19 protein-coding genes are annotated in these 19201 nt (G+C 66.4%); 12 read left to right on the forward strand and 7 right to left on the reverse strand.

The annotated features are described in order from the left end of the window. The first annotated feature begins 328 nt into the window (after positions 1–328). Together QMZ16_RS06325 and QMZ16_RS06330 are read left to right on the forward strand one after the other, a co-directional pair. Entirely contained in the window at positions 329–1636 is a 1308-nt protein-coding gene (locus QMZ16_RS06325; RefSeq protein WP_282602565.1) for a dicarboxylate/amino acid:cation symporter, read from the forward strand. 213 nt (positions 1637–1849) lie between these two features. Next, the gene (locus QMZ16_RS06330; protein WP_282602714.1) at positions 1850–2281 is read left to right on the forward strand and encodes a cell wall hydrolase; all 432 of its coding nucleotides are present in this window, start codon (positions 1850–1852) and stop codon (positions 2279–2281) included. 9 nt (positions 2282–2290) lie between these two features. Here the strand turns inward: QMZ16_RS06330 and QMZ16_RS06335 are convergent, their stop codons facing one another. Beyond that, entirely contained in the window at positions 2291–3319 is a 1029-nt protein-coding gene (locus QMZ16_RS06335) for a hypothetical protein (RefSeq protein WP_282602566.1), read from the reverse strand. A gap of 229 nt (positions 3320–3548) precedes the next feature. Here QMZ16_RS06335 and QMZ16_RS06340 point away from each other — a divergent pair, with 229 nt between their 5' ends. From QMZ16_RS06340 to QMZ16_RS06350, 3 genes are all read left to right on the forward strand, one after another. Next, on the forward strand, positions 3549–3800 hold the full coding sequence (locus QMZ16_RS06340) for a hypothetical protein (protein WP_282602567.1): 252 nt from the start codon (positions 3549–3551) through the stop codon (positions 3798–3800). Between the two features lie 141 nt (positions 3801–3941). Then, positions 3942–5147 (forward strand): GTP-binding protein, encoded by a 1206-nt coding sequence (locus tag QMZ16_RS06345; RefSeq protein ID WP_282602568.1) that lies wholly within the window; start codon positions 3942–3944, stop codon positions 5145–5147. After that, entirely contained in the window at positions 5147–5428 is a 282-nt protein-coding gene (locus tag QMZ16_RS06350) for a DUF6525 family protein (protein ID WP_282602569.1), read from the forward strand. The genes QMZ16_RS06345 and QMZ16_RS06350 overlap by 1 nt, the downstream gene beginning before the upstream one ends. Here QMZ16_RS06350 and QMZ16_RS06355 read toward each other — a convergent pair. Then, complete coding sequence (locus tag QMZ16_RS06355; protein WP_282602570.1) at positions 5413–6318, reverse strand: LysR family transcriptional regulator; 906 nt, start codon at positions 6316–6318, stop codon at positions 5413–5415. The two genes, QMZ16_RS06350 and QMZ16_RS06355, sit on opposite strands and share 16 nt — an antisense overlap. A 94-nt stretch (positions 6319–6412) precedes the next feature. Here QMZ16_RS06355 and QMZ16_RS06360 point away from each other — a divergent pair, with 94 nt between their 5' ends. Next, a complete protein-coding gene (locus tag QMZ16_RS06360; RefSeq protein WP_282602571.1) occupies positions 6413–7240 on the forward strand; it encodes an aldo/keto reductase in 828 nt (275 codons plus the stop codon). Here QMZ16_RS06360 and QMZ16_RS06365 read toward each other — a convergent pair whose 3' ends face one another. Genes QMZ16_RS06365 through iolD form a run of 4 tightly spaced genes read right to left on the reverse strand, consistent with a single transcriptional unit; the run spans position 7241 to position 11782 of the window. After that, positions 7241–8071 carry a class II fructose-bisphosphate aldolase gene (locus QMZ16_RS06365; RefSeq protein WP_282602572.1) on the reverse strand — a complete coding sequence of 277 codons (831 nt, stop codon included), beginning with the start codon at positions 8069–8071 and terminating at the stop codon, positions 7241–7243. Beyond that, the gene (locus QMZ16_RS06370; protein ID WP_282602573.1) at positions 8068–8925 is read right to left on the reverse strand and encodes a 5-deoxy-glucuronate isomerase; all 858 of its coding nucleotides are present in this window, start codon (positions 8923–8925) and stop codon (positions 8068–8070) included. The genes QMZ16_RS06365 and QMZ16_RS06370 overlap by 4 nt, the downstream gene beginning before the upstream one ends. Positions 8926–8936: 11 nt before the next feature. After that, on the reverse strand, positions 8937–9917 hold the full coding sequence (gene iolC / locus QMZ16_RS06375; protein WP_282602574.1) for a 5-dehydro-2-deoxygluconokinase: 981 nt from the start codon (positions 9915–9917) through the stop codon (positions 8937–8939). After that, positions 9917–11782, reverse strand: coding sequence for a 3D-(3,5/4)-trihydroxycyclohexane-1,2-dione acylhydrolase (decyclizing) (gene iolD, locus QMZ16_RS06380; RefSeq protein WP_282602575.1), 1866 nt, complete (start codon positions 11780–11782; stop codon positions 9917–9919). Before iolD ends, iolC begins: the two co-directional genes overlap by 1 nt. Before the next feature lie 116 nt (positions 11783–11898). Here iolD and QMZ16_RS06385 point away from each other — a divergent pair, with 116 nt between their 5' ends. From QMZ16_RS06385 to QMZ16_RS06395, 3 genes are read left to right on the forward strand one after another with little or no spacing between them, the layout of a single operon-like run. After that, complete coding sequence (locus QMZ16_RS06385; RefSeq protein ID WP_282602576.1) at positions 11899–13002, forward strand: Gfo/Idh/MocA family oxidoreductase; 1104 nt, start codon at positions 11899–11901, stop codon at positions 13000–13002. A 17-nt stretch (positions 13003–13019) separates the two neighbouring features. Further along, positions 13020–13913, forward strand: a complete 894-nt coding sequence (locus tag QMZ16_RS06390) for a TIM barrel protein (protein WP_282602577.1) — start codon at positions 13020–13022, stop codon at positions 13911–13913. A gap of 10 nt (positions 13914–13923) precedes the next feature. Next, positions 13924–15057 carry a Gfo/Idh/MocA family oxidoreductase gene (locus QMZ16_RS06395; RefSeq protein WP_282602578.1) on the forward strand — a complete coding sequence of 378 codons (1134 nt, stop codon included), beginning with the start codon at positions 13924–13926 and terminating at the stop codon, positions 15055–15057. A gap of 37 nt (positions 15058–15094) precedes the next feature. Here the strand turns inward: QMZ16_RS06395 and QMZ16_RS06400 are convergent, their stop codons facing one another. Beyond that, positions 15095–16093 (reverse strand): LacI family DNA-binding transcriptional regulator, encoded by a 999-nt coding sequence (locus QMZ16_RS06400; protein ID WP_282602579.1) that lies wholly within the window; start codon positions 16091–16093, stop codon positions 15095–15097. A gap of 229 nt (positions 16094–16322) precedes the next feature. Between QMZ16_RS06400 and QMZ16_RS06405 the strand changes: the two genes are divergently transcribed. From QMZ16_RS06405 to QMZ16_RS06415, 3 genes are all read left to right on the forward strand, one after another. Continuing rightward, the gene (locus QMZ16_RS06405) at positions 16323–17198 is read left to right on the forward strand and encodes a sugar ABC transporter substrate-binding protein (protein ID WP_282602715.1); all 876 of its coding nucleotides are present in this window, start codon (positions 16323–16325) and stop codon (positions 17196–17198) included. Positions 17199–17268: 70 nt separating this feature from the next. Then, on the forward strand, positions 17269–18393 hold the full coding sequence (locus QMZ16_RS06410; RefSeq protein WP_282602580.1) for an ABC transporter permease: 1125 nt from the start codon (positions 17269–17271) through the stop codon (positions 18391–18393). A gap of 2 nt (positions 18394–18395) precedes the next feature. Then, positions 18396–19184: an ATP-binding cassette domain-containing protein gene (locus tag QMZ16_RS06415; RefSeq protein WP_282602581.1), complete on the forward strand. Its 789-nt coding sequence runs from the start codon at positions 18396–18398 to the stop codon at positions 19182–19184. Positions 19185–19201: the final 17 nt, after the last annotated feature.

Below are 19201 nucleotides of genomic sequence, written 5' to 3' on the forward strand. Positions count from 1 at the left end.
GAGGGTCTTTCTGTCCGCCGTCGCTCTCGCCGCAACTGTCATCTTCTGGCTTTGAAAATTAACGAGTCTGGAGCCTAGCAGGCCGGCGCCCCGCGCCATCCGAATTCACATAGATTATGTCCCCGGATCGGATTATTGGGGGCAGGCCGGCGCATGCGCCGGCAAAAGGGGAATGCTTGGGCCCGACACGGCCCGGCGGGGAAGGAAGAACAGCGACGGGCAGGTGCCCCGACCGCAAGAACGACCGCCATCGCGGCAGCAACCCCGACATCGGGCGGCACGGCCCCGATGCAGGCACCGGAAAAATACCAACAGAAGAGAGTGAGACATGAACGACAGATCTGATGCACCGCGCGGCCTCTGGGGGCGCTGGCGGTCCATGCTCTTGTGGAAGCAGATCTTCCTGGCGCTGGCGGCGGGCGTCGTCATCGGCGTCGTGCTGAACCAGACCGGCAACGAAGCCGCCGCCGAGGCGATCAAGCCCATCGGCACGATCTTCGTCAACGCGATCAAGATGCTGATCGTGCCGCTGATCTTCGTGTCGCTGGTCGTCGGCATGACCTCGATGCACGACATGTCCAAGATGGGGCGGATCGGGCTGAAGACGGTCGCGCTGTACCTGATGACGACCGCCGTCGCGATCACCATCGGGCTGGTGCTGGGCGCAGTGATCCAGCCGGGCGCGGGCATCGACATGTCGGCCGCCGCCGCGATGGAGGCCAAGGACGCCCCCAGCCTGGTCGACACGATCGTGGGGCTGGTGCCGACGAACCCGGTCTCGGCCTCGGCCGAGGGGAACGTGCTGCAGATCATCGTCTTCGCCATCCTGTTCGGCATCGCGATCAACATGGCGGGCGAGAAGGGGCGTATCGTCCGCGACTTCTTCGACAGCCTGTCCGAGGTGATCTACAAGCTGACCAGCATCATCATCGGCTTCGCCCCCTATGGCGTCTTCGCGCTGATGGTCTGGGTCGCGGGCACCTATGGGCTGGAGCTGCTGCTGCCCCTAGGCGCGGTGATCTTCGCGGTCTATCTGGGCTGCGTCATCCACGCGCTGGTCGTCTATGGCGGGATGATCCGCCTTGGCGGCGGGCTGAACCCGGTGCGCTTCTTCCAGGGCGTGCTGGAGCCGCAGATGGTGGCCTTCACCAGCACCTCCAGCTCGGGGACGCTGCCGGTCACGATGACGGCGGTGCAGCGCAACCTCGGGGCGTCGAAGGGCGTGTCCAGCTTCGTACTGCCGCTTGGCGCGACGATCAACATGGACGGGACCGCGCTGTATCAGGGCGTCTGCGCGCTGTTCGTGGCGCAGGCCTTCAACGTCGATCTGGCGATGGGCGATTACGTCACCATCGTCCTGACGGCGACGCTGGCCTCGATCGGCACGGCGGGCGTTCCGGGCGCGGGCCTGATCATGCTGTCGCTGGTGCTGACCTCGGTCGGGCTGCCGCTGGAAGGCGTCGCGATCATCGCGGGGATCGACCGGATCCTGGACATGGCGCGCACCGCGCTGAACGTCACGGGCGACGCCGCCGTGACCGTCCTCGTCGCCAAGAGCGAGGGCGAGCTGGACCAGGCCGCATATGACACGCCCCACGTTCTGGACAGCGCGTCGCTGAAGGAAATGCGCGGCTGATCGCGCAGACCCGCGCGGGGCGGCATCCGTCGCGCCCCGCGCACCCCGCGACCGGTGCGGAACCGCCGAGGATCCGTCGCATTCTTCCGAACCTCTGGCACGGGCGCGGGCGACGTGGCAGTGTCGCGCGACGAACACCAGCGAATGGATGACAGGATGCGCTTCGCCCCCGCCGCGACACTGGCCCTCGTGGCCGCCCTTGCCGGTTGCGGCATGCCTTCGAACCGGTCCGCGCAGGAATGCATGGAGCGGGCGATGTACTTCGAATCCATCCGCTCCAGCCGCGACGGGATGATCGCCGTGGGCAGCGTCGTGATGAACCGCGTCAGGTCGCCCGAATATCCCAACAGCGTCTGCGCCGTCGTCGGGCAGAAGAACCAGTTCGCAAGCGGGGTGATGACGCGCAGGATGGACCTGCGCACCGCCCCACAGATCCGGGGCGCTGCCGCCTCGGTCCTGCGCGGTGAACGCCATCCGCTGGTCGGGCGGGCCGAGTTCTTCCACGCCGCAAGCTATCGCGCGGGCTATGACAACATGCACTATGTCGTGACGGCGGGGGGCAACGCCTTCTATGAACGCCGCAAGCCGCATCTGGTCACCCAACCGCGCCCCCTGCCCCCGCTCGAGGGCATCACGGGGCGGTAGGGCCGCAGATCAGGCCAGCGTCCGCAGCAGCTCCAGCATGCCGACTGCCGGGGCGTGGTCCGAGAACTCGGTTTCCCGAAGCCGCTCGGCCAAAATGCGCTGGACGTGCTTCAGGTTGTCGGCGGCAAGGTCCAGCAGATCATCCTCGCTGTCGATGGTGACGCGGTCCTTGCTGGCCGGATCGACAAGCTTCGATCCGATCCGCCCTTCGATCCATTCGAGGTCCGCCCGGTGACGCTCGAACGCGGGCGCAAGAAGGTTGTCGGACAGCCCCAGCTTTCGCTTGCCGATCCCGTTCAGGGCCTGAACCCACCTTTCGTTCCGCGCCGGTCGGCCGGGGCCTTCGGTCTCCAGCCCCCCGCCGAATTTTCGCTGGAAGTAAATGAGGGCGACAGCCTCGGCGCTCAGCCCCTCGTTGACCCGCCGGATCTCGTGGTCCTGCAGCGTGACTCCGACCAGTTCCGCGAAATCGCGAACGACATCGCCCTGCGGGAAACGGGTCGGGTCGAACACCCGAAGCTCGACCCGGTCATGCCCGAATGCCTGATCGAGGCGCTCGACCCGCTTGCGATATTGCGGCCACAGACCCAACGGCTCTATCCGACCGAGCCCGCCCGCCTTCACCCGCTGCTGGAAGGCGCTTTCCATGAAGGAATGCGGTGGTCGCAGATACATGACCACCCGCAGCGGCAGATCGAACTGCGCCAGGATATCCCGGAACGCGATGATCCGACCGTCGTCCTGGGGCAGGCTGATCGCCCCGGCAGAAAAAATGCCGATCCCACGAAGCTCCCGCAGGAAGGCATCGAACTTCGCATATGTCTCGCGCTTCATATCCGTCAGCCTGTCGCCGGATATCCCAAGCTGACGAAACGCGAAGTTGTTCTCGGGGTCGGGATTGGTCAGGGCCTCGAAGGCCACGCCGTGGTTCTTGCGCCCCGGATTGAAGTAGCTGACGCCCTGCCGACGCAGCCCGAAGAAGGTTTCCTGGATCGAGCTGCTGCCGGTCTTGTGCATGCCTGCGTGGACGATGAGCATCGCGTCGGCCCCTTGAAACCCCTGATCGCGCCTTGCCTAGCGGTTGGATCCATGACTGTCGAGACAGCGCCAGTGCACGCACCCCGGCATTTCAACCCCGCGATTGTTTCCCGAGGGCGAACTCTGAAGATCGAATCCGGCGGGTAATCACGTGCGGGGTCGGCGCCTATCTCCTGTTCATGAAGACGGACCCAAGACGGCCCGCCACCCAAGAACCAGGAGTTTGAAAATGAAAACCGTCACCTACGCCATCGCCGCCCTCGCCCTTGCCACCGGTGTCGCTCAGGCCAGCAGCTCGGGGCCGATCGGCGGATCGAACCGCGAAGCCCAAGCCGTCGCCACCGTAGAGGTCGCCGCAGGCAGCGTCATGACCACCCGCGAACTGGTCGATGCGGGTCTGTCCGCCGACGATACGGTCACCGTGACCAAGATCCAGGCGCCCGAAGGCCCGGTCGACAATTCGAGCCACGGCTACTTCTGATCGCCGCGCCACGATCCGTCCCTGAAGCGATGGACCGCCCGCCCCAGACCGGGGCCGGCGGTCCTTTTCATTCCTGCGGTGGTCTTGCGGCCATTCGTCTCCGGCGGTATGTGCGTTACAGTATCACGTAACGGAGACCCCATGCCCCTCGACGACCGCCTGCCCGTCACGATCCTCTCGGGCTTTCTTGGCGCGGGCAAGACGACGCTTCTGAACCGGGTCCTGCACAACCGCGAAGGCCGCCGCGTCGCCGTCATCGTCAACGACATGTCGGACGTGAACATCGATGCCGACCTGATCCGGAATGGCGGCGCGGAACTGAGCCATGCCGAGGAAACGCTGGTCGAGATGTCGAACGGCTGCATCTGCTGCACGCTGCGCGACGACCTGCTGACCGAGGTGCGGCGCCTTGCGGAGCAGAAACGCTTCGACCACCTGCTGATCGAAAGCACGGGCATCTCGGAGCCGCTGCCCGTCGCCGCGACATTCGAGTTCCGCGACCAGAACGGCGACAGCCTGACCGACGTGGCGCGGCTGGACACGATGGTCACGGTCGTCGATGCCACCACGCTGGCCCGCGATTTCGACAGCCAGGACCTTGCGCGCGACCGGGGCGAGGCCGCCGACGACCAGGACCGGCGCAGCATCGTCGATCTGCTGGTCGACCAGATCGAGTTCGCCGACGTGATCGTGCTGAACAAGGCGACCGATGCAGGCCCGGATCGGCTGGCCCTTGCGCAGCGCATCGTTTGCGCGCTTAACCCCGATGCGCAGGTTCTGGCCGCGGATCACGGGCAGGTGCCGGCGGACCGCATCCTGGATACCGGCCTTTTCGATTTCGACCGCGCGCATCTGCATTCGACCTGGGCCAAGGAGCTGCACGGCTTTGCCGATCACACCCCCGAGACCCTCGAATACGGCATCGAGAGCTTCACCTATCGCGCGCGCAGGCCCTTCGATCCGGCCCGCATCCACGAGGTTCTTGCGGGCGATCTGCCCGGAGTGATCCGCGCCAAGGGTCATCTCTGGATCGCGACGCGGCCCGACTGGCTGGCCGAGTTCTCGTTGGCAGGGACGATGGCCAGCATCCGCCCGTCGGGGACGTGGTGGGCGGCAGTGCCACGCGACCGCTGGCCGGACCATGCGCAGGCACGGGATTACCTGGACCGCCACTGGTCCGAACCTTTCGGCGACCGGCGGCAAGAGCTGGTCTTCATCGGGATCGCGATGGATCGGGCCGCGATCACGGCGGCGCTGGACGGCGCATTGCTGCAAGGCGCCGACAGCCTGCGCCCGCAGGAATGGGCCGCCCTGCCCGACCCCTTCCCCGAATGGAGGATCGCGTGATGCAGGCGACCGGTCGAAACACGCGCAGTCAGCTGCGCCGACGCCGCAGGACCGTCGATCCGATGGCGGAATACGACCGCCTGCCCGGCCAGTTGCGCGACTGGCTGGCCCATGCGGCGCTGCCCTGGTCGCCGCGCTCGGCGTTGCGGTTGTGGCAGAAGGCGCTGCGCGAGGGGCGCGGCGATGTCGATCTTGCGCGCAGCTATCTTGCGCAGGTCGAGAACCGGCAGCTGCGCCGCGATACCGCGGGCCTCTATGGCAGCGATCACCCCGCGGCCTGATCGCGGTCCTGCAGGATCTCGGCCAGCCAATCGAGGAAGACCGCCAGCCGCCGCAAACCCGAACTGCGGGTCAGGAACAGCGCCGTGATGTCCAGGGGCGCGGCCTCCAGCCGGTCGGGGAACAGCTCGACCAGGCGCCCCTCGGCGATGTCGCGGGCCACCATGAAATCCGAGAAGCGGGCGATCCCCATGCCCCCGATCACGAGGCTGCGCACCGCCTCTCCGTTCGCGGCGCTGACGGCGGCGGGCACGGCGACGGGGGCGTCCAACCCGCGAAAACGCAGCGTGTTGATGTGATCGGGCGCGGTGAAACGCACCTGCGACAGGCGCGCCAGGTCGGCAGGATCGTGCGGCCAGCCGTTCCGGTCCAGATAATCCGGCGCGGCGCACAGCTTCCACGGCGCGCGGCCAAGCGGGCGGTGCAGCAGGTCGCTGTCGGCGAGGGGGCCGAAGCGGATCGCGATGTCGGCCCTGCTCTCGATCAGGTCGACGGTGCGGTCGGTCATGTCCAGCGTCAGCTCGACCAGCGGGTGGCGGGCGTGGAATTCGGCCAGGCGCGGCGCGATCACGTGCAGGACGAAGGGCACCGGCGCGTTGACGCGCAGCGGACCGCGCGGCGTCCGGCTGCCCTGCGCCAGATCGGCCAGCGCCTCGGTCTGGCGCACGATTTCCTGCGCCGATTGCAGCAGCTGGCGGCCTTCGGGGGTCAGCTCGATCGCGCGGGTCGAGCGGCGCAGCAGGCTGACGTTCAGCAACTCCTCGAGCCGCGTGACCGTCCGGCTGAGGGTCGAGGGCGCGACGCCCAGCCTGCGCCCGGCCTCGGCAAAGCCTCCGCCCTCGACCACGGCGACGAACACCGCCAGATCGCGCGTCTGTGGCAATTCGTGCATCCGACGCAAAGCCCCTTTGCCAAACCTTCCGTTCACGCAAAGACCTAGCGCATCCATCTTGGCCACGAAAGACGCTTTGGAAGGAGCAGACGACATGACGATCCAAAATATCGGCCCCTCCGCGATCCCCAGCCTTGGGCTGGGAACCTTCAGGATGGACGCGGGCGAGGCGCGCGAGATCACCAAGGCCGCGCTGGCCGAAGGGTACCGCCATATCGACACCGCGCAGGCCTACGAGAACGAGGCCGAGGTCGGCGAAGGCATCCGCGCCGCCGACACCCCGCGCGACCGGATCTTCGTGACGACCAAGATCCTGCCGCGCGACTTCGCCGCCGCCGATTTCCGCAAGGCGACCGAGGCAAGCCTGCGCGCGCTCGGGACCGATCACATCGACCTGCTGCTGCTGCACTGGCCGTCCAGGGACATTCCCCTGTCCGAGACGCTGCCCGTGCTGGACGCGCTGATCGACGAGGGCAAGGTCCGGTTCGGCGGCGTGTCGAACTTCACCACCGCCATGCTGGCCGAGGCACAGGGGATCATGCGCGCGCCCATCGCCACGAACCAGGTCGAGATGCATCCCTTCATCGACCAGACCCGGCTGCGGTCCTTCATGCAGGATGCGGGCATCCCGCTGACCGCCTATGCCCCGCTGGCGCAGGGTCGCGTCATGCAGGACGACACGATGGCCGCCATCGCCGAGGCCCACGGCACCAGCGCCGCCGCGATCGCGGTCGCGTGGCTGCTGTCCAAGCCGGGCATGATCGCCCTGCCGAAGACCGCCCAGGCGTCGCGGCTGGCAGGCAACCTGCGTGCGGCCGAGATCGTGCTGACCGCCGACGAGATCGCGCGCATCGACGCGCTTGCAGGCCCCGATGGCCGGATCGTCGCGCCCGAGACGCTGGCCCCCGACTGGGACGACTGATCAGGCGGGCTTCATCGCACTCAGGACGGCGCGCGCCGCCGTCACGACCGGGTCGTGCGTCTCGCGCAGGATCTCGACCCGGTCGAAGCGGTCGGGATCGCGGGTGACGGCCTCGCGCAGCGATTGGCCGAAGGCCATGCGCAGTTCGGTCCCGATATTGAACTTGCAGATGGCCGAACCCCGCGCCAGCGCGCTGCGCTGCGCCACCGGCACGCCCGATCCGCCGTGGATCACCAGGGGCACATCGGTCACGGCCTCGATCGCGCGGATGCGGTCCTCGTCCAGGCCGCCTTCCTTCTGCCGCTGCAGATGGACATTGCCGACCGAGATGGCCATCGCGTCCACGCCGGTTTCCCGGGCAAAGCGCGCGGCCTCGTCCGGGTCGGTTCCGGCGGAATCGTCGCCGCCGGAATAGCCGACAAAGCCGATCTCGCCCTCGCAGGACACGCCCGCCGCATGGGCCATCTGCACGATCTCTCGGGTCTGGGCGATGTTCTCGGCCAAGGGTTTGCGCGATCCGTCGAACATGACCGAGGTGAAGCCGCACGCGATCGCCTCGCGGCATTCCTCGACGGTATAGCCGTGATCCAGATGCGCCACGACCGGAACCGAGGCGTGCTGCGCAAGGTGCCGGAACATCGCACCCAGCACCGGCAGCGGCGTATGCGCGCGACAGCCGGGACCGGCCTGAAGGATTACGGGGCAATCCTCGGCCTCGGCGGCGGCGACGAAGGCGCGCATGTCCTCCCACCCCAGGGTCACGAGGCCCGCGACGGCATAACCGCCGCGCAGCGCCGGTTGCAGCACGTCGGCAAGGGTCACGAGGCTCATTTGAACTTGCTCACCATGTCCATGATGCCGGGGATCGTGTGCAGCTGGTGCGCATGGGTCGGCTGGAAATGCTGCTTCAGGCTGCGCTGACTGAAACCGCCGAGGATGGTGAAGTAATACATCTGGTAACCCGGCAGCACCGCGCAGGGGTGATAGCCCTTGTCGAGGCAGATCGTCGATCCGTCCACGATGTGATAGGCATCGCCCGGCTTGCCGTCCTCGCGCTGGAGCATCTGGACCCCCGAGCCGTAATTCGGCTTGAATCGGAAATTGTAGGTCTCGTCATGGCGCGTTTCGGCCATGCTGCCATCGTCGGCCTTGCGGTCGGTATCGTGCTTGTGGCTGGGAAAGCCGGACCAGCCGCCCTCGCCCACCGTGAACAGCTCCGAGACCAGCAGGCGGCCCACACGGTCATGGTGGTTCGACCCCAGGATGTGCTTGATCTTGCGGTGGGTCTTGGTGTCGTCGGACCCGTATTGCACCACGTCCAGATCGGCGGCGCGAACGTCGAAGGGCTCCAGCACGCGGTCGTATTTCGCGCCGGCGACGAAGATCTCGGCCTGCGGGGACTTGCAGGTCAGGCGGACCTTCGCCCCGACCGGGACATAGACGCCCTCGGGCTCTCCGTCCCAGACATCCTCGGTCCGGTTGCCCAGATCGGGGTAATGCGCGCCATCGACCGCGACATCGACGGTGCCCGTCGCGGGCACCACGCAGGTCTCGTAGCCCGCCACGGCATAGTCGAAATGCTGGCCCTGCGTCAGCTTCACGATGTTGAAATAGTTCAGCGGAACCAGCGCATCATCGACATCGACGATGGGTTCGTTCCGGTTGTCATAGGGGGCGATATGCATGGGTCTTTCCTTCAGCAATCCGTCGCGCCGGGATGGGCGGCCAGGAATTCGTTCAATCCTTGGGTATCGGGCATGGCGGGCGCGCATCCGGGACGCGACACCACGATCGAGGCGCAGGCCGAACCGCGCAGAACGGCCTCGTGCAGGGGGCGGCCATCGGCGATCCCCGCCAGCAGCCCCGCCATGAAGCTGTCGCCCGCGCCGTTGGGCTTGATCGCGGTCACCGGGAAGATGCCGGTGCGGATCTCCTGCCCGTCCGCGAGGGTGATCGCGCCCTTGTGGCCCATCTTGTAGACGACCAGCTTGCCCTGAGCTGCCAGCTCGCGCGCCTTGGCCAGCCCCTTGTCGATCCCGCCCGCCATGAAGCCGAATTCCTCGTCATTGCCGACGATCATGTCGCTTTCGGCACCGGCCCGCGACAGGACCTGCGCCGCCACCTCGGGCGAGGGCCAGGAATAGGGGCGATAATCGATGTCGAAGATGATCGGCAGCCCCGCCCGACGCGCAAGGTCGAAGGCGTGGAACGTCGCCTCGCGCGCGGGGTCGGCGGCAAGGACGGTGCCCGCGGTGATCAGCGCGCCGAAAGCGGCGTAATCGACGCGTTCGACATCCTGCGGCGTCACCTGGAAATCGACGGCGCCGTTGCGATAGATGACGTTCTGGAAATCCTCGATCCGGCTTTCATAGACCGCCAGCGACAGGCGGTATTCGCCCCCCACCACCTGCAGATGGGTCGTGTCGACTCCGTAATGCCGCAGCCGGTTGGCGGCAAAGCGCCCGACCGCGTCGTCCGATACGCTGGTCACCAGCGCCGCGCGGCAGCCCAGCTTGATCAGACCCGCGCAGATATTGGCCGAGGAACCGCCCAGATCGGCCTGGAACATCCCGGCATCTTCGGATTTCACGCCCGGCGTGGCGGCGAACAGGTCCATCCCCGCCCGCCCGAAGACCACGAAGCTGCGCTTCGCGATGGCGTCCAGAAGCGCCTGCATCAGACGCCCCTCCGCTGGTTCGCGCGTCCCGATTCCCAGTCCAGATGCGCCTGGCGCACCTTGTCGCTGTCGGTGACATGGGGGGTGCCGACCTCCCACCAGGCATGGCCCTGCTTGGTCCAACCCTCGTAGGCATCGACGTTCATCACGATGACATAGGTCCGGTCGCTGGCCTTGGCGCGCTTGAAGGCTTCGGCCAGTTCGGCAGGGTTCTCGACACGCTCGGCGGTGGCGCCCATCGCCGCGGCATGGGCCGCGAAATCGACGCCGAAGGGGCGGGTCACGGTCGGGCAATCCGCGATCAGGTTGTTGAAGCTGTCATTGCCGGTGTTGTTCTGCAGCTTGTTGATGACCGCGAAGCCGCCATTGTCCAACAGCATCACGATCAGCTTCTTGTCGCTGAGGACCGAGCTGTAGATGTCCGAGTTCAGCATCAGATAGGAGCCGTCGCCGCAGAAGGTGATGGTGTCCTGATCCGGTTCCTGCTGCGCCTGCGCGATGCGCGCGCCCCATGCGCCCGCGATTTCGTAACCCATGCAGCTGAAGCCGAATTCCACATCGACCGTGCCGGTGTCCAGCGTGCGCCAATTGGCCGTAACCTCGGCGGGCAGACCGCCTGCCGCCGCGACGATCCGGTCGCGGCTGTCGCACAGCGCGTTCACCACGCCGATGGCCTGCGCATAGCTGTTCGGCCCGTTCCCCGCGCGGGTGTTCTCGGCCACGTAATCCTTCCAGCTCGCGCGTTCGGCCTTGGCGAAATCCACCCATTCGGTCGGGGCGCGGTATCCGCCCAAGGCTGCGTGCAGCGCGGTCAGCGACAGTTTCGCATCGCCCACCACGGGCAGCGACAGGTGCTTGCTGGCATCGTGCCGCGCCGCGTTCACTGAAACGAAGCGCGCATCCTGCGCGAAGGCCGTCCACGACCCGGTGGTGAAGTCCTGAAGCCGCGTCCCGACCGCAAGGATCACGTCGGCTTTCGCCGCGATGGCGTTGGCGCTGTCGGATCCGGTGACCCCGATCGGCCCGATATTCAGCGGGTGTGCGTCCAGCATGTTGGCACGGCCCGCGATGGTCTCGACGACCGGGATGTCATGCGCCTCGGCCAAGGCAGTCAGTTCGGCCACCGCGCGGGAATACTGCACGCCCCCGCCCGCGATGATCATGGGGCGCTTGGCGCCCGACAGCAGGGCGATGGCATCGGCGATCTCGGCCTGGTCCGGGGTCTGGCGGCGGATGCGGTGGACCTTCTTCTCGAAGAACACCGCCGGATAATCGTAGGTCCAGCCCTGCACATCCTGATGCAGCCCGATGAAGGCGGGCCCGCAATCGGCCGGGTCCAGCATCGTCGCCAGCGCGTTGGGCAGAGATTGCAGGATCTGCGCGGGATGCGCGATCCGGTCCCAGTACCGCGTCACCGGCTTGAAGGCGTCGTTCACGCCGAAGGTGGGATCGTTGAAATTCTCCATCTGCTGCAGGACGGGATCGGGCAGACGCGTCACGAAGCTGTCGCCGCACAGCAGCAGCATCGGCAGCCGGTTGGCATGGGCCAGCGCCGCCGCGGTCAGAAGGTTCGAAGTGCCCGGCCCCGCCGATGCCGTGCAGAACATGAACCGCTGGCGCAGCCACTGCTTGGCATAACCTGCGGCGGCAAAGCCCATGCTCTGCTCGTTCTGCCCGCGATACAGCGGCAGCTCCTCGCGCATGGTGTTCAGCGCCTCGCCCAGGCAGGTCACGTTGCCGTGGCCGAAGATGCCGAAACCGCCGCCGCAGACGCGATGCTCGGCCCCGTCGATCTGGATATACTGGTTCGCCAGCCAGCGGATGATGGCCTGCGCCGTCGTCAGGCGGATGGTCGGTTGGGTCATGGTGCTGGCCTCGTTAATCTTGCAGCCTTGGGGTGATTGCATCTTGCGGGTCGTCGAATCTGACGATACAACTTTTGCAACCGGTTGCAATTTGATTTTCGGGGAGGGGACGAAAGTTGCGCGAAATCGGAATTGGAATTCTTGGCGGCGGCTACATGGGCAAGGCGCATTCGGTCGCGATGGCGGCGGTGGGCGCGGTCTTTGCCACGACGCTGCGGCCACGACTGGAGATGATCTGCGCCTCGCGTCCGGACAGCGCGGAACGATATCGCCGCGAATACGGCTTTGCCCGTGCGACGGCGGATTGGCGCGAACTGGTGAACGACCCCCGGGTCGAGGCCATCGTGATCGCCACGCCGCAGGACACCCACCGCCAGATCGCCGAGGCCGCCTTTGCCCTTGGCAAGCCGGTCTTCTGCGAGAAACCCCTGGGCGCCGGGCTGGAGGACAGCCGCGCGATGGTCGCCGCCGCCGAGGCCAGCGGCCAGGCCAACATGGTCGGCTTCAACTATATCCGCACGCCCGCCAGCCAATATGCGCGCAAGCTGATCGCGGATGGCGTAATCGGCCAGGTGACCATGTTCCGCGGCGAACATACCGAGGATTTCTATGCCGACCCGCAGGCCCCCGCGACATGGCGCACGACGGGCATGGCGAACGGCACCATGGGCGATCTGGCCCCGCACATGATCAACGGCGCGCTGGCTCTGCTGGGCCCCATCGCCAGCGTCATGGCCGAGATCGAGACCGTCCACCCCACCCGCCCCGGCGGCGAGGTGACGAATGACGACCACGCCCAGATGATGGTCCGCTTCGACAATGGCGCGATGGGGCAGATGTATTTCTCGCGCATCGCGACGGGCCGCAAGATGGGCTATGCCTATGAAATCTCGGGGACCAGGGGCGCGATCCGCTTCGATCAGGAAGACCAGAACGCGATCTGGCTGTACCGGATGGAGGGGGACGAGGCGATGCGCGGCTTCACCAAGATCCTGACCGGCCCCGCGCATCCCGACTATCAGCCCTTCTGCCTGGGGCCGGGTCACGGCACCGGATACCAGGACCAGATCATCATCGAGGCCCGCGATTTCCTGAAGGCGATCGAGACGGGGCAACCCGTATGGCCGACCTTCCGCGACGGGCTGGAGGTGACGCGCGTCGTCCAGGCCGCCCTGCGATCCGCCAGCGACCGCCGCTGGATCGACATTCAAGACATCTGATCACCGGAGAACACCAGATGAGCATTCGTATCGGAAACGCGCCCTGCAGCTGGGGTGTGGAATTTGCCGGTGACCCGCGGAATCCCGATTGGCGGCAGGTGCTGAAGGAATGCGCCCAGGCCGGCTACAAGGGGATCGAGCTTGGCCCCGTCGGCTTCATGCCCGAAGACCCCGCGGTGCTTGCCGATGCGCTGGCCGAACATGACCTGCAACTGATCGGCGGCGTGGTCTTCCGCCCCTATCACGACCCCGCGGCATGGGACGAGGTGCTGGACGCCACCCACCGCACCGCCCGCGCGCTGAAGGCGCATGGTGCGCAGCACATGGTGCTGATCGATTCCATCTCGCCCCGCCGCGCCCCGACCGCCGGACGCGCCTCCGAGGCCGAGCAGATGGACCGCGCCGAATGGCAGTCCTTCCGCGACCGCATCGCGGAATCCGCCCGCATCGGCACCGAGGAATACGGCCTGACCGTCGGCATCCACGCCCACGCCGCGGGCTTCATGGATTTCGAACCGGAACTGGAACGCCTGCTGGACGAGGTCGACGAGAAGATCCTGAAGATCTGCTTCGACACCGGCCACCATTCCTATGCGGGCTTCGATCCCATCGCCTTCATGAAGCGCCACATGGATCGCATTTCCTATATGCATTTCAAGGATATCGATCCGAAGGTGAAGGCTTCGGTGATCCAGAACCGCACCGGCTTCTACGACGCCTGCGGTCAGGGCATCTTCTGCAGGCTGGGACAGGGCGACGTCGATTTCCCGGCGGTCCGGCAGGTGCTGCTGGATGCAGGCTTCCAGGGCTGGTGCACGGTCGAACAGGATTGCGATCCGACCATGGACGTGACCCCCATGGAGGACAGCCGCGCCAACCGCGAATACCTTGAATCAATCGGCTTCAAATAAGGGGCAGGCCATGACGAAACTGAAATGGGGCATGATCGGCGGTGGCGAAGGCAGCCAGATCGGCCCGGCGCACCGTCTGGGCGCCCTTGCAGACAGCCGCTTCGACTTTGTCGCGGGCGCGCTGGACCACCGCCCCGAGATCGGGCGCGAATACGCGACCCGGCTGGGCATCGCCGACGACCGCGCCTATGGCGGCTGGCAAGAGATGCTGGAGGGTGAGCGTAACCGCGACGACCGCATCGATCTGGTGACGGTGGCCACGCCCAACGCCACCCATTTCGAGATCACCAAGGCGTTCCTGCAGGCCGGCTTCAACGTGCTGTGCGAAAAGCCGATGACCATGACCGTCGAGGAGGGCGAAGAGATCGTCCGCATCGCCCGCGACACGGGCAAGATCTGTGCGGTCAACTATTGCTATTCGGCCTATCCGATGGTCCGGCAGGCCCGCGCGATGGTCCGCAACGGAGAGATCGGCAAGGTCCGGCTGGTGGTCACGAACTTCAGCCACGGCCATCACGGCGATGCGACCGATGCGGACAATCCGCGCGTCCGCTGGCGCTATGACCCCGCGATGGCGGGGGTGTCGGGGCAATTCGCGGATTGCGGCATCCACGCGCTGCACATGGCCAGCTTCATCGCCGACGATCAGGTCGAGCGGCTGTCGGCGGATTTCGCCTCGACCATTCCCAGCCGGGAACTGGAAGACGACGCCATGGTCAACTTCCGGATGGAGGGCGGCACGGTCGGGCGTCTCTGGACATCCTCGGTCGCGATCGGGCGGCAGCACGGCTTCGACATCCAGGTCTTCGGGGAAACGGGCGGGCTGCGTTGGGCATCGGAACAGCCGAACCAGCTGATCCATACGCCCGTCGGCGGCCGGACGCAGATCATCGAGAAGGGCGAAGGCGGCCTGCACGCCGATGCGCAGCGTCTCAGCCGCGTGGCCATCGCCCATCCCGAAGGCTTCCCGCTGGCGGTCGCGAACATCTATTGCGATCTGGCCGATGCGATCGCGGGCCATGACCGCGACGGGTTGCCCCTTGCGGCGGATGGCGTGCGGTCGATGGCCGCGGTCCATGCCGCCGTGGCATCCGCCAAGCGCCAGGGCGAATGGGTCGAGGCCCGCCCCTCGATCTTCCGATGAACGGTACGGGCGGTCCTTCGGGGCCGCCCCACCCCGGTTACGGCAGCGGGCGCAGGGTCTTGCGCTCGACGATGCTGCAGGGGAACAGCCGCGCCTCGGGATAGCGGTCGGGATCGTCCATCGTCGCCACCATCAGCTCGATCGAGGAATTCACGATCTCGCGGATGGGCTGGCGGATGGTCGTCAGGGCAATGTTTTCCCAGCCCGCGACCTCCATGTCGTTCAGGCCCAGAATGCCGATATCGCCCGGCACCGACAGGCCCGCATCCGAGATGGCCGAGATCGCCCCGATGGACAGCACGTCGTCGCCGCAGAAATAGGCCTGCGCGGGCCGATCCTTCAGCAATTGCTGCATCTGCTCACGCCCGGCCTCGAAGCTGTAGGCGCGCGCATGGCTGCAGGTGACGCGCACGTCCGGATGCGCCGCCAGTTCCGACAGGAACCCCGCCTGCCGGTCCTGGGTCGAGGTCGCGGCCTCGGGTCCGCCCAGAAACGCCAGATCGACATAGCCCCGCGCAATCAGCGTCCGCGCCGCCATGCGTCCGCATTCCACGTTGTCGATCCCCACGACATGCACGTCCGGGGCGCTGGAATATCGCCCGAAGGCGTTGACCACCGGGACGCCCGCATCGCGGAACGCCTGCGAGAATTCGGGCGGCAGGGTCGATGACGCGACCATCACCGCATCCACCGAATACTGTCGCAGCATCCGGACGGAATTGGCGGGCTCCACTTCGTCGGTCAGGTTGACCAGCAGGGGGCGCAGGCCCCGCGCCTGCAGGCCGCGCGTGAACTGGTCGAAGATCGACAGGAAGATCGGGTTGTGGAAGTTGTTCGACACCAGCCCGATCATCCGCGTCCGCCCCGTCGTCAGCGACGAGGCCAGCGCGTTCGGGCTGTAGCCCAGATCCCGTGCGGCCTTCTCGACCTTGCGGCGGGTCTTGTCGCTGACCGAGGCGCCGGGCGTGAAGGCACGCGACACGGCCGAGCGGCTGACCCCTGCGCGTTCCGCGACCTCTTTCAATGTGACGACCATGCCGGCTCCGCTGCGATTTGGCATTCCGATACCCTGTCAGTGCAGCTTTGGACATTAGTTTTCGCGCGTCCACATTGCAACCGGTTGCAATATGGCATGACGTGTGGTTATCTTTTCAGCGGAGGATGGGCCGAATGGCCTGCCTGAACGAATCTGGGAGGGTTCAATGAAGAGAACGGTTCGCACGCTTCTGATCGCCGCCGCGATCGCCCCCGCCCCCGTGGCCGCTATGGCCGAGGGCGAGAAATACATCCTTGTCAGCCACGCTCCCGACAGCGACAGCTGGTGGAACACCATCAAGAACGGCATCGCCCTGGCCGGCGAGCAGCTGGATGTCGAGGTCGAATACCGCAACCCGCCCACCGGCGACATCGCGGACATGGCGCGCATCATCGAACAGGCCGCTGCATCCGGCCCGAACGGCATCATCACGACGCTGGCCGATTACGACGTGCTGAAGCAGCCGATCATGGATGCCGTGGCCTCGGGCGTGGACGTGATCATCATGAACACCGGCAGCGGCGATCAGGCCCGCGAGGTCGGCGCCCTGATGTATGTGGGCCAGCCCGAATACGACGCGGGGCTTGCCGCCGGTCAGCGCGCCAAGGGCGACGGGATCGAAAGCTTCCTCTGCGTGAACCACGCCATCCAGCAGCCGACCCTGGCCGAACGCTGCCAAGGCTTTGCCGACGGGCTGGGGATCGAGCTGGGCACCTCGATGCTGGACAGCGGCGCCGACCCCGCGGAAATCAAGAACCGCGTGCAGGCCTATCTGTCCGCAAATCCCGACACCGACGCGATCCTGACGCTCGGGCCCGTCTCGGCCGATCCGACCCTGCTGGCGCTGGAGGAAAACGGCATGGCGGGCGACATCTATTTCGGCACCTTCGATCTGGGCGAGGAGATCGTCAAGGCGATCAAGTCCGGCGTCATCGAATGGGGCATCGACCAGCAGCCCTTCCTGCAGGCCTATCTGCCGGTCGTGATCATGACCAACTATCACCGCTATGGCGTGCTTCCGGGCAACAACATCAATGCGGGCCCGGGCTTCGTGACCGTAGAGGGCCTCGAGAAGGTCGAGCAGTTCGCCGGCGAGTATCGCTGAGCCGCGACGATTCGGGCGCCCGGCAATCGGGCGCCCCTTCCCCACAAGCAACATCGACAGGAGCGCGCTGATGGGCGACGCAGCTTCAACTTCGCCGTCGCAGGACGAGCGGATCAAGGAAATATCGGCCCTGCGCCGCGCGCTGATCCGGCCCGAACTGGGCGGCATGGTCGGCACGGTCGCGGTCTTCACCTTCTTCCTGCTGTTCGCATTCGACAGCGGCATGTTCAACAGCCAGGGCGTGATGAACTGGGCGGTCGTCTCGGCGCAGTTCATGATCATCGCGGTCGGCGCCTGCCTGCTGATGATCGCGGGCGAATTCGACCTGTCGGTCGGCTCGATGATCGGCTTCGCGGGCATGATCATCGCGATCCTGGGCGTCACGCTTGGCTGGCCGATGTGGATGGCGATCCTTGCGACCTTCGCGCTCTGCATGGCGATCGGGGCGCTGAACGGCTGGATCGTGGTGCGCACGGGCCTGCCCAGCTTCATCGTGACGCTGGCCTTCCTGTTCATCCTGCGCGGCTTCACCATCTTCCTGCCCCAGATGATCGAGCGGAAGACCATCATCGGCGGCATCCGCGACGCGGCGCAGGGCGACTGGCTGGCCGCGGCGTTCGGCGGCAAGATCCTGGGCGGGCTGTTCGTCTGGCTGGGCGACATGGGGCTGATCGCGGTGTTCGATCGCGGCACCCGCGCCGGGCAGCCGGTGGTCGACGGCATCCCCATGCTGATCGTCTGGGCGCTGGTCCTGATCGTCTTCGGCCATGTCGTCCTGACGCGCACGAAATTCGGCAACTGGATCTTCGCCGCAGGCGGCGATGCCGAGGCCGCGCGCAATTCCGGCGTGCCCGTCAACAAGGTCAAGATCCTGATGTTCATGTTCACCGCCTTCTGCGCGACGGTCTTTGCCGTCTGCCAGGTGATGGAATTCGGATCCGCAGGCGCCGATCGCGGGCTTCTGAAGGAATTCGAGGCGATCATCGCGGTGGTCATCGGCGGCGCGTTGCTGACGGGCGGCTACGGCTCGGTCATCGGGGCGGCGCTTGGGGCGCTGATCTTCGGCGTCGTCCAGCAGGGCCTGTTCTTCGCGGATGTCGAAAGCTCGCTCTTCCGGGTGTTCCTGGGGGTGATCCTGCTGGGCGCCGTGATCCTGAACACCAATATCCGCCGCATCATCACCGGAGAGCGCTGATCATGACCAAAGGGAACGCTCCGATCATCCAGATGACCGATATCGAGAAGCATTTCGGCAGCGTGATCGCGCTGGCCGGCGTTTCGGTCGACATCTTTCCCGGCGAATGCCATTGCCTTCTGGGCGATAACGGCGCAGGGAAATCGACCTTCATCAAGACCATGTCGGGGGTCCACAAGCCGACCCACGGCCAGATCCTGTTCGAAGGCCGCCCGATGCATTTCAACGATCCGCGCGACGCCATCGCCGCGGGGATCGCCACCGTCCACCAGCATCTGGCGATGATCCCGCTGATGTCGGTCAGCCGCAACTTCTTCATGGGCAACGAGCCCGAGAAGAAGGTCGGCCCGTTCAAGTTCTTCGACCACGATTACGCCAACCGCGTGACGATGGAGGAGATGCGCAAGATGGGCATCAACCTGCGCAGCCCCGATCAGGCGGTGGGCACCCTGTCGGGCGGCGAGCGTCAGACCGTCGCCATCGCGCGGGCCGTGCATTTCGGCGCGAAGGTGCTGATCCTGGACGAACCGACAAGCGCGCTTGGCGTGCGGCAGACGGCGAATGTGCTGGCGACCATCGACAAGGTGCGCAAGCAGGGGATCGCGGTGGTGTTCATCACCCACAACGTGCGCCACGCGATGGCGGTGGGCGACCGCTTCACGGTGCTGAACCGGGGCCAGACGCTTGGCACCGCGCAGCGCGGGCAGATCACCCCAGAGGAACTGCAGGACATGATGGCGGGCGGTCAGGAACTCGCCGCGCTCGAGGGCAGCCTGGGCGGGACCGTCTGACGGCCACCTGCCCCGAA

This window comes from Paracoccus sp. PARArs4 (genome assembly GCF_947311865.1).
Taxonomy (GTDB): Bacteria; Pseudomonadota; Alphaproteobacteria; order Rhodobacterales; family Rhodobacteraceae; genus Paracoccus; species Paracoccus zeaxanthinifaciens.

Excerpts from the sequence above, each read along its gene's own strand:
- QMZ16_RS06325 (WP_282602565.1), top strand. The coding sequence starts at position 329 with ATGAACGACAGATCTGATGCACCGCGCGGCCTCTGGGGGCGCTGGCGG.
- QMZ16_RS06330 (WP_282602714.1), top strand. The coding sequence starts at position 1,850 with ATGCCTTCGAACCGGTCCGCGCAGGAATGCATGGAGCGGGCGATGTAC.
- QMZ16_RS06335 (WP_282602566.1), bottom strand. The coding sequence starts at position 3,319 with ATGCTCATCGTCCACGCAGGCATGCACAAGACCGGCAGCAGCTCGATC.
- QMZ16_RS06340 (WP_282602567.1), top strand. The coding sequence starts at position 3,549 with ATGAAAACCGTCACCTACGCCATCGCCGCCCTCGCCCTTGCCACCGGT.
- QMZ16_RS06345 (WP_282602568.1), top strand. The coding sequence starts at position 3,942 with ATGCCCCTCGACGACCGCCTGCCCGTCACGATCCTCTCGGGCTTTCTT.
- QMZ16_RS06350 (WP_282602569.1), top strand. The coding sequence starts at position 5,147 with ATGCAGGCGACCGGTCGAAACACGCGCAGTCAGCTGCGCCGACGCCGC.
- QMZ16_RS06355 (WP_282602570.1), bottom strand. The coding sequence starts at position 6,318 with ATGCACGAATTGCCACAGACGCGCGATCTGGCGGTGTTCGTCGCCGTG.
- QMZ16_RS06360 (WP_282602571.1), top strand. The coding sequence starts at position 6,413 with ATGACGATCCAAAATATCGGCCCCTCCGCGATCCCCAGCCTTGGGCTG.
- QMZ16_RS06365 (WP_282602572.1), bottom strand. The coding sequence starts at position 8,071 with ATGAGCCTCGTGACCCTTGCCGACGTGCTGCAACCGGCGCTGCGCGGC.
- QMZ16_RS06370 (WP_282602573.1), bottom strand. The coding sequence starts at position 8,925 with ATGCATATCGCCCCCTATGACAACCGGAACGAACCCATCGTCGATGTC.
- iolC (WP_282602574.1), bottom strand. The coding sequence starts at position 9,917 with ATGCAGGCGCTTCTGGACGCCATCGCGAAGCGCAGCTTCGTGGTCTTC.
- iolD (WP_282602575.1), bottom strand. The coding sequence starts at position 11,782 with ATGACCCAACCGACCATCCGCCTGACGACGGCGCAGGCCATCATCCGC.
- QMZ16_RS06390 (WP_282602577.1), top strand. The coding sequence starts at position 13,020 with ATGAGCATTCGTATCGGAAACGCGCCCTGCAGCTGGGGTGTGGAATTT.
- QMZ16_RS06395 (WP_282602578.1), top strand. The coding sequence starts at position 13,924 with ATGACGAAACTGAAATGGGGCATGATCGGCGGTGGCGAAGGCAGCCAG.
- QMZ16_RS06400 (WP_282602579.1), bottom strand. The coding sequence starts at position 16,093 with ATGGTCGTCACATTGAAAGAGGTCGCGGAACGCGCAGGGGTCAGCCGC.
- QMZ16_RS06405 (WP_282602715.1), top strand. The coding sequence starts at position 16,323 with ATGGCCGAGGGCGAGAAATACATCCTTGTCAGCCACGCTCCCGACAGC.
- QMZ16_RS06410 (WP_282602580.1), top strand. The coding sequence starts at position 17,269 with ATGGGCGACGCAGCTTCAACTTCGCCGTCGCAGGACGAGCGGATCAAG.
- QMZ16_RS06415 (WP_282602581.1), top strand. The coding sequence starts at position 18,396 with ATGACCAAAGGGAACGCTCCGATCATCCAGATGACCGATATCGAGAAG.